At 42.1% G+C, this 15,276-nt stretch carries 12 protein-coding genes; 11 read left to right on the top strand and 1 reads right to left on the bottom strand.

What is annotated here, in order from left to right; translation table 11 throughout:
• The first annotated feature begins 10 nt into the window (after positions 1-10).
• The 8 genes from KDU71_RS00685 to KDU71_RS00650 all read left to right on the top strand — a co-directional run bounded on the left by KDU71_RS00685 (position 11) and on the right by KDU71_RS00650 (position 11,576).
• The gene (locus KDU71_RS00685) at positions 11-1,255 is read left to right on the top strand and encodes a glycan-binding surface protein (protein WP_212187966.1); all 1,245 of its coding nucleotides are present in this window, start codon (positions 11-13) and stop codon (positions 1,253-1,255) included.
• Positions 1,256-1,280: 25 nt separating this feature from the next.
• A complete protein-coding gene (locus KDU71_RS00680; RefSeq protein WP_212187965.1) occupies positions 1,281-3,569 on the top strand; it encodes an IPT/TIG domain-containing protein in 2,289 nt (762 codons plus the stop codon).
• A gap of 179 nt (positions 3,570-3,748) precedes the next feature.
• On the top strand, positions 3,749-5,155 hold the full coding sequence (locus tag KDU71_RS00675; RefSeq protein ID WP_212187964.1) for a glycosyl hydrolase: 1,407 nt from the start codon (positions 3,749-3,751) through the stop codon (positions 5,153-5,155).
• Positions 5,156-5,181: 26 nt separating this feature from the next.
• A complete protein-coding gene (locus KDU71_RS00670; RefSeq protein ID WP_212187963.1) occupies positions 5,182-6,582 on the top strand; it encodes a sialate O-acetylesterase in 1,401 nt (466 codons plus the stop codon).
• A gap of 13 nt (positions 6,583-6,595) precedes the next feature.
• Positions 6,596-7,798: an AGE family epimerase/isomerase gene (locus tag KDU71_RS00665; RefSeq protein WP_212187962.1), complete on the top strand. Its 1,203-nt coding sequence runs from the start codon at positions 6,596-6,598 to the stop codon at positions 7,796-7,798.
• 10 nt (positions 7,799-7,808) lie between these two features.
• Positions 7,809-9,023, top strand: coding sequence for a glycoside hydrolase family 27 protein (locus KDU71_RS00660; RefSeq protein WP_212187961.1), 1,215 nt, complete (start codon positions 7,809-7,811; stop codon positions 9,021-9,023).
• The gene (locus KDU71_RS00655) at positions 9,023-10,027 is read left to right on the top strand and encodes a cellulase family glycosylhydrolase (protein WP_212187960.1); all 1,005 of its coding nucleotides are present in this window, start codon (positions 9,023-9,025) and stop codon (positions 10,025-10,027) included. Before KDU71_RS00660 ends, KDU71_RS00655 begins: the two co-directional genes overlap by 1 nt.
• Before the next feature lie 172 nt (positions 10,028-10,199).
• On the top strand, positions 10,200-11,576 hold the full coding sequence (locus KDU71_RS00650) for a cellulase family glycosylhydrolase (RefSeq protein WP_212187959.1): 1,377 nt from the start codon (positions 10,200-10,202) through the stop codon (positions 11,574-11,576).
• 975 nt (positions 11,577-12,551) lie between these two features.
• On the opposite strand, the gene KDU71_RS00645 is transcribed toward KDU71_RS00650, so the two are convergent.
• Positions 12,552-12,755, bottom strand: a complete 204-nt coding sequence (locus tag KDU71_RS00645; protein ID WP_212187958.1) for a hypothetical protein — start codon at positions 12,753-12,755, stop codon at positions 12,552-12,554.
• A gap of 333 nt (positions 12,756-13,088) precedes the next feature.
• Here KDU71_RS00645 and KDU71_RS00640 point away from each other — a divergent pair, with 333 nt between their 5' ends.
• The 3 genes from KDU71_RS00640 (at position 13,089) to KDU71_RS00630 (ending at position 14,986) form a co-directional block, all read left to right on the top strand.
• Entirely contained in the window at positions 13,089-13,844 is a 756-nt protein-coding gene (locus KDU71_RS00640) for a hypothetical protein (protein WP_212187957.1), read from the top strand.
• Between the two features lie 87 nt (positions 13,845-13,931).
• Complete coding sequence (locus KDU71_RS00635) at positions 13,932-14,126, top strand: hypothetical protein (RefSeq protein ID WP_212187956.1); 195 nt, start codon at positions 13,932-13,934, stop codon at positions 14,124-14,126.
• Between the two features lie 386 nt (positions 14,127-14,512).
• Complete coding sequence (locus KDU71_RS00630) at positions 14,513-14,986, top strand: hypothetical protein (RefSeq protein WP_212187955.1); 474 nt, start codon at positions 14,513-14,515, stop codon at positions 14,984-14,986.
• Positions 14,987-15,276: the final 290 nt, after the last annotated feature.

Raw genomic sequence — 15,276 nt, 5'->3', positions numbered from 1 at the left:
GAGTTCAAGTATGAAAACGATAAATAAGCAAAGAATATATACACTGTTTCTGTCGCTATTGGTGTTAACAGGAGCAGGCTTGTTTCAGTCATGTGAAGAATATCCGCATGAATACGAGAAAACAGGAGGTGTTCCCAGTGTGAATTACATTCGAATGACCGATCCGGATAAATCGGACTCACTGATTGTGAGTGCCTCTTTAAATACAACGATTGCTCTTATTGGTGATAACTTAACCAGTATCACCGAAATGTGGTTCAATGATAAAGAAGCGTATTTAAATACCAGTTTTATCACATCTAATTCATTGATTGTTACAGTTCCTAATGAAATACCTGGTGAGGTTTCCAATAAGATTTATATGGTGGCAGGTAAGGATACACTCACACATGATTTTAATGTGATCGTGCCAGCTCCGGCACCCAAATCAATGTTATGTGAGTTTGTGGCCGATGGCGAACAGGCGGTCATCAGAGGTAGCTACTTTATCGATGACCCCAACGTACCAATTCAGGTTATATTCCCCGGCGAATTGCAGGGTGAAGTGGTGGCTGTGAGTGACGACTTTGATGAAATTGTTGTTAATGTGCCTGCTGGCACCACAACCGGTCAGGTAACCGTTAAAAGTATTTATGGTTCTGGTCGTTCATCCTTCTATTTCCGCGATGACCGTAACTACATTTTAGATTGGGATAATCTGGATGCAGCCGGCGGCTGGCGTTCGGGAGTTATTGCCAATTCTGATCCAGCTGGTATCAGTGGTAATTATGTGCGTTTCGATGGCGATATGTCAGGCGAAGTTGGAGCTACCTGGAATGAAGATGCCCACAGTTTTAACTTGTGGAACGCTTCGAATGGTCGTCCGGATGTGCCATTTTACGAAGGTGATTTAAATGAGGCCGTACTTAAATTTGAGTGTTACGTGGTGGAAGAGTGGAAATCAGCTGCTTTGCAAATGATTTTTACCCCTTATTCGGTGAGCGGAACCAATGGTTACATTGCTGATAATGCAACGCAACGTGGATTATGGAATCCATGGGCATCATCAGGCAGCTTTATAACTGATGGCTGGATAACTGTGTCAATTCCAATGAAGGAATTCCATTATTACCACGATGGTAAAGATGCCGGATCAATGGTTACAAATGATATGCTTGGGGGACTTACATTCTTTGTATGGCATGGTGGTGTTGAAGGTCAAGATTGTAGAGTTCACATGTGCATCGATAACATTCGTATCGTACCAATGAAATAATATTGAACAATAAAAAAGATTTGCTATGCAAACCAATTATATAAAATATTTTAAATCATTGTTGTTTCTGTCAGTTGTTGTGAGCCTGGGGTTTATCACTACTTTAAGCTCTTGTAGCGACGACGATGATCAGGGTATCAACGAAGCAACTTTATTTAGCTATGGGCCCATGCCCATAGCTCGGGGAGCCGAATTACGCTTTATTGGCGAAAAACTAAACCAAATTAATACCATCATTTTACCGCCTAATATTGAGATTGGCAGCAGTGAGTTTACCGAGCACACCGATAAGAGTATTAAATTAACTGTGCCTCAGGAAGCTGTTGAAGGTTTTATAACCTTGTTGGGCGATGAATTAAGTATTACTACCAAAACCAAAATCGGTTATTCAGAACCAATTGATATCGATGGCTCTTTTTCACCCAAAAGCATTAAGCCGGGCGAAACATTAACCATTGATGGTGATTACCTGAACCTGGTAGGAGAAGTACTTTTTACTGATCGTGTCGTAGTGGACAGCTCAATGTTTATCACCAAGTCGCGCAAGCAATTAACCCTAAAAGTGCCTGCTGAGGCTCAAACTGGTAAAATTGCTGTATCGAATGGAGCAGAAGATCCGATTATTATTTATTCTGAGGAAGAATTAAATGTTATCACACCAGTCATCTCTGAAGTGACACCAGATCCGGTGAAGCCAGGAACGGCATTAACAATTGCCGGAACGGATTTGGATCTAATAACTGCAATTACTTTGGGCGGCGATGTGGCAGTCACTGAATTTGTTAGTCAAAATGCAACCAGTCTAGTGATGACTGTGCCAACCAATTCGCTGAGTGGTCAAGCCATTTCTGTGTTGCCATCGGGCATTGAAATTGTTGTTGGCGACATTGTTTTAATTGAACCAACCGCTGCCATTGAAGATGTGAAAGATGCTTATGGTGTGGGCGAAACTGTCGTTATCGGAGGTAGCGATTTGGATTTAGTGACTACAGCTACATTCACCGGCGGTGAGGCAACACCCGTTACATTAACTGATGGGAAGCTAAACCTGGAAGTATCGGAAGCTGCTCAGAGCGGTGATATAACTTTGGCTACAGCCAATGGAACTGCTATCGTAGTCGATGGTTTTGTGACGGTCAAGCCAGTAGCTACATTACCATCGGATGCTACGCCACTGGATGAACTGGCGATTGTATCGACGTTAGGAAGTCGTGTAAAAACAGTTTTGTTTGGTGATATAGAAGCCGAAGCAACTGAAACCGTAGATGGATTTAAGGTGGTTGTTCCACTCGAAGCTGAGACCGGTAATGTAACACTAGTGATGGATAATGGTGAAACAGTGGCTGCAGGAAGTATCACCATTAATGCTTTTACATTTTGTGCCATTGCTGAATTCGCTGCTGAATCAACTACTGTTGGAGAGTTATTGGAATGCTCAGTTGTTAATGGCGAAAACCTTACCAATGTAATGATTAATGATCAAGACACGCCTTTTTTATTGGTTGGAACCAAGCTTTATGTGGCAGTAGGTACAGATGTTGGCGATAATAAATTAACCTTGGTATCAGGTACTACCAATGTGGATTACACCATCAAAGTAGAAGCATCTGGTTTAGTTGAAACCGTATTGTACAACACGCCTGTTGAGCTGGCCAACTGGAGTGCTAACTACGAGTTGAATGTTGACTTTTCGAGTGCACCTGCTGATTCATATGTGCGCATTCGATACACCAAAACCAACGACGAACCGAAGATGAAGGCGTTTAATGGTCATTGGGAACAGGTATATGATGGAGCTGACAATGCAGATAATGCAGCAATCATAGCTGCTTCTGATTATATCGATTTGCCAGTTTCGTTATTCCCATATAGCGATTGGGGTTATTCAATTATCCTTCAGGGTGACGGTATGATTATTTCATCTATCTCATGGGTGAAGGATTTCTCGCCGCCAACACCTATTTGGGAAGGTTCGGCTCAAGTATCGGGTTGGAGCACGTCTTTTACTGCCTTAACCTGGGGAGGATACGATTTCAGCGGATTACAAGTAGGACAAACAATGTATGTATACTATACATCTGAAGCTGGAGGCGATATGCGTTTGGGTAACGGCAATTGGGCCGCTTTACCATCAACCATTGCCATTGCCACTGATTCGGGCGACGATTCTGGCGAAGGTAATATCAAGATAACTGGTGGTTCTTCGGTTGTATCGTTTAAACTCACAGCCGACGATATTGCTTCTATTCATAACAATGGTGGTTTTGGAGCTTATGGCGGTGACTATACTGTTACTAAAGTGGCTCTTAAATAAGTGGCTAGTTTTCTAATAGCTAAAATAACAAGGGAGGGTAATACCTCCCTTTATAAAATTTTACACAGAAGATTCGCTAAGAATATTATTTAAATAAAGATGAGGGTGTTCGAAAACGTTGTTTGCTCTTTAAGAGTGCAGCTTATGTTTTGGATACTCCTAGCTATAAAAGAGGTTTCATGAAGAGATTATGGATAGGTCTATTGGGATTTATATTAACCATTGGTGCTTGTAGTGAGAGTGAAGATAGTGGAGTTGTGGATACCATTCCGCCGGAATTTGTAAGTTGCAGCTTTCAAAATGCAACAGAAGTAGAGAAAGGAGAAGCAAGTGTAGAAATTATCTATAATCAAAACCTTATCCTGCTTAAACCGCATGGAATCACATTGAATGATCTCCCTGTTAACGATGCTTCAGCTGCTTATACAAAACTAATGGTCAGGCTTACCCTTGAAGAAGCGACAGAATACAATTTAAAGATTCCCGCCGGTGTTATTCAGGGACCTGATGGCAGCACAGCCGATGAAGTTGTTATTTCGTTTAAAACGGAAGCGCCTGTTTTGGTGAGTATTGATGCTGATTTGGTGGTTGATAATCCATCACCACAGGTGGTCAAAGTATACAACTTCCTGAAAAACAACTATGGTATTAAGATATTGTCCTCAACAATGAGTAATGGTGCAGTGGATACCAATGAAGCAGAATGGGTCAAGCAACATACGGGTAAATACCCGGCTATGATTGGTATTGACTATATCTTTTTAAACTGGTCGCCTGCTAACTGGATTGATTACAATAATATTGACGTACAAAAAAACTGGTGGGCTAATAACGGCCTGATTAATGCTACCTGGCATTGGAATATTCCGCCCAACGAAACCATTACTGACCATACAAAATTTACCTTTCGACTCGAAAACGAAGATGGTGTTAAAGTAAACTTCCAACCGTCGAATGTGCCCATAGACGGAACTTGGGAAAATGAGGTGGCCAAAGCTGATTTTGATGAACTGATTGCCTACATCAAATTGCTTCAGGACGAAAATATACCATTGATTTGGCGCCCTCTACACGAAGCAGCTGGTAATATTTATGAGTACAACAATGGGCAAGCTTGGTTTTGGTGGGGTATGGAAGGTGGAGATGCTTATGTTGAGCTTTGGCGGTTTATGTTTGACTACTTTCAATCAAAAGGCGTTAATAACCTTATTTGGGTGTGGACTACTCAAACCAAGGATGATGATTTTTATCCGGGCGATGCTTATGTTGATATTATAGGAAAAGATGTCTATAATAATACCAATATTGATGAATTAGCTGAGTTATTTTCATCGCTTCAGCAAAAATATCCTACTAAAATGATAACACTCAGCGAATGTGGAAATGTTACTGATGTTTCCAAGCAATGGAATAAAGGTGGAAAATGGTCGTGGTTTATGCCCTGGTGCGATCACGAACGCACCAACGATGTGAATGAAGCTGACTTTACATCAACAGAGCATGAATTTGCCAATGCAAACTGGTGGATAGACGCCATCAACCACGATGATGTGATAACGCTCGATGAAATGCCTGATTTAAAATAATGATTCTCAAAATGAAAAAACGGACAATGAGACCAGCGAAACGCCTCCTTACTTTTTTAAGCTTTATATTCATTATAGGTACAGCTAAAGCCAATGTTTCACTACCTGAGTTTTTTAGTAGCCACATGGTGCTGCAGCAAAACTCTGAAGTAAAACTATGGGGCTGGGGCAATCCTACCGAAAAAGTGGCGGTGACTACCTCGTGGAGCACTGATACATTGCACACTGTGGCCAGTAATCAATGTAAATGGTCAGTGGTGCTTTCTACCCCTTGCGGCAGCCAACAAGCGCATACCATTACCATACAGGGTTATAACACCATCATTCTTGATGATATTTTAATGGGTGAAGTCTGGTTGCTTTCTGGTCAGTCAAATATGGAATGGTGTGCTCGCTGGGGCTTTAATAATGCCGATGAAGTGGTGAACAATGCCAATCGCCCTAATATTCGATTGTTTACGGTTTCTAGACGTACAGCCGAAAACCCCATTATGGACTTAAAAGGGAACTGGAAAGCTTGTTCGCCGGAGACGGTACTCGATTTCAGCGCCATTGGTTATATTTTTGGTCGAACACTGCAAGATTCACTTGATAACGTGCCTGTTGGTTTAATTAATACGGCCTGGGGGGGATCGCCAATTGAAATTTGGGTGCCGGAAGAAGAAATTACTCAAGATGAATATTTACTTGAGGAATCGAAAAAATTAGAGGACATGGCCTGGACTGCCCGCGAACCTGGTCGTGCGTACAATGCTATGATTGCACCTTTAATGCCGCTTAATATCGCCGGGGTGTTATGGTACCAGGGTGAAACCAATGCAGCTAATCCTTTGGCTTATGCTGAAATGTTGCAAAATCTGGTTGAGTCATGGCGCGAAGGTTTTCAAAAAGATTTTCCGTTTTATTATGCGCAGATAGCCCCGTGGAACGGCTATGGACCTGCAGCAGGTGCACAGGTTAGGGAGTCGCAACGTAGAGCATTGGACCTGATCCCTGATGCAGGTATGGTTGTGGTCAGTGACATTGGTGATACTGTAGATATTCATCCGCGTAATAAAATTGATGCCGGTATTCGGTTTGCTAATTTGGCATTGAATAAAACCTACGGCAAAGAGGAACTGCCTACCTCAGGTCCTTTGTATCAATTTTACTCAGTTGCAGATAAGAAAGTGACCGTAACTTTTGAGCATGGCGAAGGCTTGTACGCCGACGGACCAGCTCTTTCACAATTTGAAGTAAGGGATAGTACCGGAACCTGGTATCCGGCCAAGGCAAAAATTAAGAAGAACACTGTTGAGGTTTATTCAAAAGCAGTGAAAAACCCAAAAGGTGTGCGCTTTGCATGGAGTAGTACGGCAACGCCTGGGTTATTCAATAAAGACCATTTGCCGGCATCGTGTTTCACTACTTCCGAAGATATGAAATAACAGCTTTTAACGAATGACAAACGAAAATATACAGCCATCATTAACCAACGAACTGGAGCATGAACTGAAAGCTATTTTGGATTTCTGGATGAACCAAACGCCTGACAGTACATATGGAGGTTTTATTGGTGAGATGGAGCAGGAAGGAAACAAGAATAATACAGCTGATAAAGGCGGTGTGTTAACAGCACGCATACTTTGGACCTTTTCGGCTGCATACATTTTTTTTAAGGAGCCGGGTTATTTAGAAGTTGCGCATAGGGCTTATCATTACCTCATTAAGCATTTTTGGGATGATAAAAATGGAGGCTTGTATTGGGCTGTGAATTACAAGGGTGAGGCCGTTAATGTTCGAAAGCAGGCTTATGCACAAGGTTTCGGAATATACGGGTTATCCGAATATTACAAAGCTTCAGATAATCAGGAAAGTCTCAATTATGCCATTAAGTTGTTTGGACTGATTGAACAGCATTATAAAGATGAGCAGTATGGTGGCTACATCGAAGCTTTGGCCGATAACTGGCAGCCTCTCGAAGATATGCGCCTGAGTGAAAAGGATGCCAATGAGCCCAAGTCGATGAATACGCATCTGCACATTATCGAGCCTTATACTAACCTGTATTGTGTTTGGCCCGATGAAACTTTACGTTCCCGTATTCAGCATCTGATTACCATTTTCAGAGATCGCATTATTGACCCGCAAACTTTTCATTTTAATCTGTTTTTTGATATGGATTGGTCGCCTAAATCTGATATTATCTCATATGGTCACGACATTGAAGGCGCCTGGTTGTTGACTGAAGCGGCTCATTTTATCCATGATGAAGAGTTGCTTGCTCAGATGCAGAAGATGGCTGTTAAAATGGTAGATGCGACTATAGCTGATGGCTTCGATAAGGATGGAAGCTTGTTTTATGAGCAGGAAAATGGCCACCTGGATTCCGATAAACATTGGTGGCCGCAAGCCGAAGGTATGGTCGGGCTGATGGAAGTTTATCAAATTACAGGTAACGAAAAATACTTTACAGCCATGATGAACCTGTGGGAGTTTATTAAAGGTAACATCATAGATAAGAAATATGGCGAATGGTACTGGAAAGTGGATAGAAATGGATGCCCTGATTCAGTCCCTCCTAAAGTGGGCTTTTGGAAATGTCCTTATCATAATTCAAGAGCATTAATGGAACTTATAACTCGAATAAAATCAATTAACTAAATACACAAACATGAAATTAGGAATAAGTTTAGTTCTAGGCTTGTTGCTGTCCTTTTCTGTGATGGCACAGAAGGCTCAAAACCTGGCATTGACACCTCCAATGGGGTGGAACAGCTGGAATACTTTCGGAACAGATATTAATGAGCAGTTGGTAAAAGATATTGCCGATGCATTTGTGAAACTGGGTTTAAAAGATGCCGGTTACGAGTACATTGTTTTGGATGATGGCTGGATGGCTATGGAGCGTGATGATAATTACAACCTGGTGCCGCATCCCGATAAGTTTCCCAACGGCATGAAGGAGGTTGTTGATTATGTGCACAGTAAAGGTCTGAAATTTGGCATTTATAATTGCGCCGGTGCCACCACTTGTGCTGGTTATCCGGGTAGTCGCGGTTTTGAATACATCGATGCTAAATTATATGCCGAGTGGGGAGTTGACTTTCTTAAATATGACTGGTGCGATACCGAAAACCTGAATGCGAAAGGAGCTTACCAAACAATGCGTGATGCATTGCAAGCCTCCGGTCGCCCTATTCTTTTCAGTATTTGTGAGTGGGGCGATAATGAGCCATGGAAATGGGGTGAAGAAATGGGACATATGTGGCGTGTGACCGGTGATATTATTAACTGTTGGGATTGCACTGTGGGGCATGGCACCTGGGCCTCATTGGGTGTTTGGCCTATTATTAAATTACGTAAAGACATCCGTAAATATTCGGGACCCGGTCATTGGAACGATTTTGACATGATGGAAGTTGGCAACGGCATGACACCGGCCGAAGATCGGGTGCATTTCGCTATGTGGGCCATGTTGGCATCTCCATTAATCATGGGTAATGATTTGCGTAGTGCGTCTGACGAAACTATAAAAACGCTTACCAATAAAGAAGTGATTGCCATCAATCAGGATGCACTTGGCATACAAGCCTATTGTCATACTAATGAGGGCGATATGGAAGTGTGGGCAAAGCCACTAGCCAATGGGGAATGGGCTATCGCTTTCATCAACATGGGGCAGAAACCCCTTCAGCTCGATTTTGATTGGGCATGGCATCCAGTGAAAGATGATTTATCGGGCCGGGAAATGTCGGTTAATACCATTGAATACACCATAAGAGATGCATATGCTCACAAAGACCGTGGAACAACTAAGGTGAATTTAAAGGGCGAGATAGGTGCACACGACATCATGCTGCTACGTTTAACACCTAAAAAGGAGTGATGATGAAGCTGAGTGTGTCTACATGGTTGGGTTTAGGAATAATAACTATAGTATTGTTGTGCAGTTGTGCTTCAGAGAACAAAAGCACAACATCTAATGGTTTTACAACCACTGCCGGGCGCTTACTTGATGCCAACGGCCAGCCTTTTATTATTAGAGGTGTTAATGTGCCACATGCCTGGTTTGAAGAGCCATCCTATGAGGCCTTAAGAGCCATTGCGGCTCATGATGTTAACTGTGTGCGCATTGTATGGGAAGCAACGCTGCCACCTGCTAAGTTGGAGCGCATTATTCAGCGTTGTGTCAATTTGAAAATGATCCCTATGCTGGAACTACACGATGCTACCGGTGATACATCCGCAATGAAGCTATTAAGTCTGGCCAGGTATTTTACATCCGCAGAAATGTTGCAGATGCTAAAAAAATATGAGCGTTATGTGCTGGTGAATATTGCCAACGAGTGGGGCGATCATTCAGTCACTGGAATTTTTTGGTCCGAAGCTTATCAAAAATGCGTTAGCCTCATGCGCGAGGCCGGCTACACATCTACCATTGTGATTGATGCTCCTGGATGGGGCCAGAATATTCAGCCCATTATTGACTATGGGCAGCAATTGGTGGAGTTTGATTCGCAGCACAACCTGTTGTTTTCCATTCATATGTATGGCTCGTGGAATGATGAGAATGTAATTGAGCGAAAGCTGAATGAGGTGAGTGCGGCTGATCTGCCGCTTGTTGTAGGTGAGTTTGGCTATTGCTTTAATAGTGGTGACAATAACCTGGGCTGTAAGGTGAACCACCGTGAGATAATGCAGTGTTGCGAAGATTTGGACATGGGGTATCTGGCTTGGTCATGGACCGGAAATAATGCCGAAAACAGGTGGTTGGATTTGGTTGAATACACCGATTGGAAGACGCTTACCTGGTGGGGCAAGGAGGTCTTTTATTCGCCGCATGGTATAAGTAATACTGCCGTTAAAGCGAGTGTTTTTACGGAAGAGTGATATTGGGCATTGTAAGACGGCCAGATGCTTTGGTGGTATCTCCAAAAAATTCAGGGACGCTGCCGGAAGCCTTGTCGGTATCTCCTGTGATTAGCAAATAGCCAGCAGTTTTGTAAAGTAGCAATTCATTATCATACATTTTTAACAATTCATTGATTTCAACAATAAACCTATGAAGATTTTAAGCAGACTAATATTATTAATGGTGATGCTGCAGGTGCTTTGTTCTTCCTGCGGAAAGACAGCCGAAGCGGCTAAAGCGGCACCGGTTTTTAAATCTAGTATTCCGGCCCACGAAGCAACAGATGTGCCAGCTTCAACAGCTATTGAGGTTGTATTTGACGAAGTTATTTCGCTGGCAATCAACCATGGAGTAACCATTAATGATGAACCGGCTAACGTAAAAGCCAGCTTTACTAAGTTGATGTTTTCCGATGAACTGCAGTCTAATACAAATTATACCATAATCATTCCTAAAGGTGCAGTCATCAATAGTTTTGATGTACCACTGGAAGAGGCCATAGAAATAACATTTACCACTAAAGAGGAGTATGTGCCTAATACGGAAACTATGCAATTTGTTGCTCAAATGGGCGTGGGGTGGAACCTTGGCAATACACTCGATACTAAAGATGCTGATGAGACCATGTGGGGTAATCCTCTAGCGCAGAAAGAATTGATTGATGCTATCCGGGCAAAAGGATTCAAAACACTACGCGTACCTGTTACCTGGCAGTACCATATGGGAGATGCACCTGATTATATAATTGAAGAATCATGGCTTAATCGTGTGAAAGAGGTAGTTAATTATGGTCTCGACAATGATATGTATGTCATCGTTAATATTCATCACGATGAAGAATGGGTGATTCCTGCTTATGATCATTTGGATGCAGCTAAAGAACAGCTTGCTAAGGTATGGACGCAGATTGCCAATCATTTGAAAGCCTATGATGAACATCTGGTATTCGAAACATTGAATGAAACGCGATTGAAGGGTTCGGCCGAAGAATGGACGGGCGGAACAGCTGAAGGGCGCGATTGTATTAATCAGTTTCATCAAGTGGCTGTTAAGGCTATCAGAGCTACAGGCGGTAATAATTCTGAACGTTATATAATGATTTCACCCTATGCGGCATCATCGTCCGAAGTGGCGCTAACTGGCCTTGTTCTTCCTGCAGATAAGAATCTGATTGTTTCGGTACACAACTATTTTCCATATAAGTTTGCATTGGCCGAAACGGACTATGTTACCAGTTGGGGTACTGATGCCGATAAACAGGCCTTGGATGCTGAGTTAGACCGGTTGGTATCGCTTTTCATCAACAAGGACATTGCTGTGGTGATGGGAGAATGGGGGAGTCTTAATCATGACAACCTAACTCATCGGAAGGTGCATGCTGCGTACTTTGCACAAGGTTGTTTAGAGCGTGGAATCTGTCCGATTTGGTGGGATAATGGCAGTAGCGATTATTTTGGCTTAATCGACAGACATACTTATCAATGGGTCTTCCCTGAAATTGCCGATGCCATCATCAATGCACAATAATTTTGCGCTTAACCATCATATATAGTTTGAAAGTATTACTGTTATTGGCATGATTAATTCGTCCATCCTTGTTAAGCGCATTCTGCACCACCCGTTTGAGGCAAAAACACAAATGCGTTTCAAGGTTTCTAAAGGCCATTAGCAGGCTGGTCTAACTGCATATTGCACCAACGAAAATCACTATAAACTATTGAAAGATAACAAGTCGCTTGTGCTTATCAAATCATTTAAATGGCAGGCAAGTGAGATGGTAAGAGTGCCCTATTTGAATACAAAGGCATGGATTAATTTCTCAGTTTGAAAAGGCAGCTTGATTCATAATTTTAATATAGTGTGTCTTCTTTTTAACATGTTGAAACTATAATCGCCTAAACAGGCTTGCAAAGCGTAAACTTAATAAAAAGTATGGGATAGTTGTGGTAGTGAAGTTAATCTTACAATCCTCCAAAATTAAAGTCATTGTACTGTATGACAGACCTAAAGAGGGCCAATTTTGTTAAAGGTAGTTTAGTATCAAAACGCAAATACCTCTAGGTGCGCTTGTATATTTAGGTTGCACCTTTTTATACTAATGTGTCTAGTTAAAAAAGATAAAGCACTCTGTAAAAGAGTGCTTTATCTGTATCTGTCGGGATGACAGGATTTGTGTCATCCTCTGTAAATCTCTTATAACCAGCATGTAGTAAAAATCAATACGACATGATTCCCGAATGACTCCCGATTCAAATGATTGAATTTGAATGCGTTTTATATCCTTTGATAGTGATAAAGTTACGAAATTAAACTCCACAAATTGTATCAAAACCGACTAAAATTTGTGAGTAGTCAGTAGTAAGATATCGTTAAATATGGGTTGTGCGAGGAAGGGTTGAATATAGATGATATCGAAAGATTGCAGCGATGTGTTTCAGATTAACTCAAATTGATTGGGAACCGGATATAATGCTGCTGAAGGCAATAACGGGAGTGTGTGAATTAATCAACCAGGTATTCGCGGACGAGGTTGGCATCGATGCCGGTGTAGATGGCAAACTCCTCGCTTGTAATAAACTGGTGCTCCTTCTTTCCCAATACTCCTTTGATGTTTTGCAAGATGCGCCGGCTTGACTTTTCACTCTTACCGGTGATGCGCTGCACATCTTTGGGGTATATGCATAGCCTTGTTAGTGCTTTAGTCATTGCTCTATGATGAATAAAGTATCATTGAAGATTAATATAGAGGAAAAATGGGTATAAATCATGAAAAGTAGGTAGATTCTTAATCATTTCAGGGAAAATAGGTATTATAATGAAAATGATTTATGAGTTTTTGATGTAATCAATAGGCTATTTTACTACTGTATCTATACTTCATCTATGCATGAAGAGTACTTAAGCAATACCCTATCTAAGGATAACAAATAAGGAAATTTACGGACAAAAGTTACCAACAGGGACAAGTCGGACTCTCACATTTGAATTGCTATTTATGGGATTGTACTTTGAGCTTATTAACCCATAAAAATTGAAGTTATGGCAAGGCAAAAAGGAGTGATTAAGTTGGAAGGTCGTGTTGGTGATTTGTCGTTTTACAAAAGCAATGGCCAGTACATGGCTCGAGAAAAAGGTGGTGTGGATGGCGATCGTATCAAAAAGGACCCTGCGTATGCCAGGACACGTGAAAACGGTGCTGAGTTTGGTCGTGCCGGCATAGCAGGTAAAGAGCTGCGTAATGCTTTAAATGAAGTGCTGGTAAGAGCAGCTGATAAGAAGGTTTCGAACCGATTAGCGGCTAAGATTCTGAAAGCTATCCAGGCGGATACGACCAACCGACGCGGTGAGCGTAATGTGTTGGATGGTGATTTGACCTTACTGAAAGGTTTTGAGTTAAATGCAGCGGCTCCATTAGAATCAATTTTAAAATTGAGCCACACGATTGCATTTGAACGTGCAGCCGGTACTACCCAGTTGGCTATTGATGCTTTTAATCCGAGTGAAGAGATTCCACAAGTGGAGGGAGCTACACATGTTCGTTTCATTCTGGCGACAGCTGCGGTTGACTTTGGCAACCAGAGCTACGAAGTGGATGTGAAAGATAGTGCAGATGTGGAATTATCTGCATTGGAGCAGGCCGATATCAATCTGAATAGTGCGATTTCTGCTGATTCACCTCATCCGGTATTTATTGTGGTTGGCGTTGAGTACCATCAGGAGGTGAATGGTCATATGTATCCGATTCAGACGAAAACGCATAATCCAATGGCGATTGTGGAGGTGGATAAGGTGTAACCACCTTATAGAGATGAGACCGCGATAGTTATCGCGGGAGCGATGAGAAGTGAGTTGAATTGCAGCTTGGCTTAAAAAAGACTTAATATGAGTGAGGCTTCATTGAATGGTAGTGGAAAGGTTGGTTTCTTGGGCGGTACGCTGATTAGTGTGCTGAATGGGATAACGTTTGAGGGTGTTGTGGAAACGGTGTTTTATACGATACTAGGAACGATGGTGAGTTTTGGGGTGTCGTGGCTGCTGAAGTATTTTTTGAAGAATCACTCAAAGAAAGATTCATAGTTTTATCGATTAGGTTTCCCGATTAAATTCATCTAAGATTTTGATAACAAAATCAAGATTCTCGAACTCGGGACAGGTTGGTTTTGGCGACAACGGTCGTTGATAAAGTGTGTGTTGGAGGGCTCTTGGATTTTTTGGATTCAAGAGCCCCTTTTAATTATTCTTAATCGCTCAAGCCGCGAGGGCTCAAACTTTTTCCTTGATGAAAAAGTTGACAAAAAATCATTGACTGCAGCACTCGCTGACCCACTAATGATTTGCTTCGGAGAAGATTTAATGATTTACAGCTTGGGACCAAATCTTCTTATCCTCCGCTAATCAAGTGGGTACCCCAGCTGCGTTGCTGAGGTCGGGTGGATTTACATGAGGTTCAAAAATAATTGGTTATGAAGTTTTTAGAGAAGGTGACGGCTTTGTTGGGAAATAGTGTTTTTAAGGATGTGGGTGACCTCATCGATAGATTTGTGACGACTGGTGCGGAGAAGCAGGAAATAAAAAAGCAGTTGATAGAGTTGCAACACCGGCATGAGGTGGAGGCTGTGAAGTTGTCACTGGAGGCGGAGCAGGAGTTTAATCAGCGTATAAAAGACCTGGAGGGTACAGCTAAGGACCTGCATCAATCGGGGTGGTTGGGTAAGTTGGTGTTGTTTATGCGTGGTGCTCAGCGGCCTTCGTGGGGTTATTTTGTGGCGTATATGGATTATATGGTGTTTGCGGGTAATTGGTCGTTGAAGGGTAATGAGAAACTTGAATCGGCATTTTGGATTATCAATTTTCTAGTGTTGGGGTTCTTGTTTGGTGAACGGGCGGTGAAGAATGTAGCGCCGTTGGTGAGTGAAATGATGGGTAAAAAGAAGTGAGACCGCGATAATTATCGCGGGAGTAGTGAGTAATGAGATGATTTACATGATGTTATCTTGTCAGACTGATTTGCTTGAGCCGCAATGGCTCCAACTTTTTTCTACGGTCAAAAAAGTTGGCAAAAAGTCCGCTGATTACACCATTCGATGACCCACTATGCAAACGCTACAGGAAAAATTTAAAGGATTAGCAGCTTGGTATCAAATTTTTCTTCCTTTCGCTTTTTCCAGTGAGGCCCCATCTACATTGGTGATATCAGAGTTGATTTACAGGATGGCTAAAAACTACA

Source organism: Carboxylicivirga sediminis, assembly GCF_018156225.1.
In the GTDB taxonomy this organism is placed as follows: Bacteria; Bacteroidota; Bacteroidia; order Bacteroidales; family Marinilabiliaceae; genus Carboxylicivirga; species Carboxylicivirga sediminis.
Note: the sequence above shows the minus strand (reverse complement) of the source record. Positions and strands in the feature narration are given on the sequence as shown.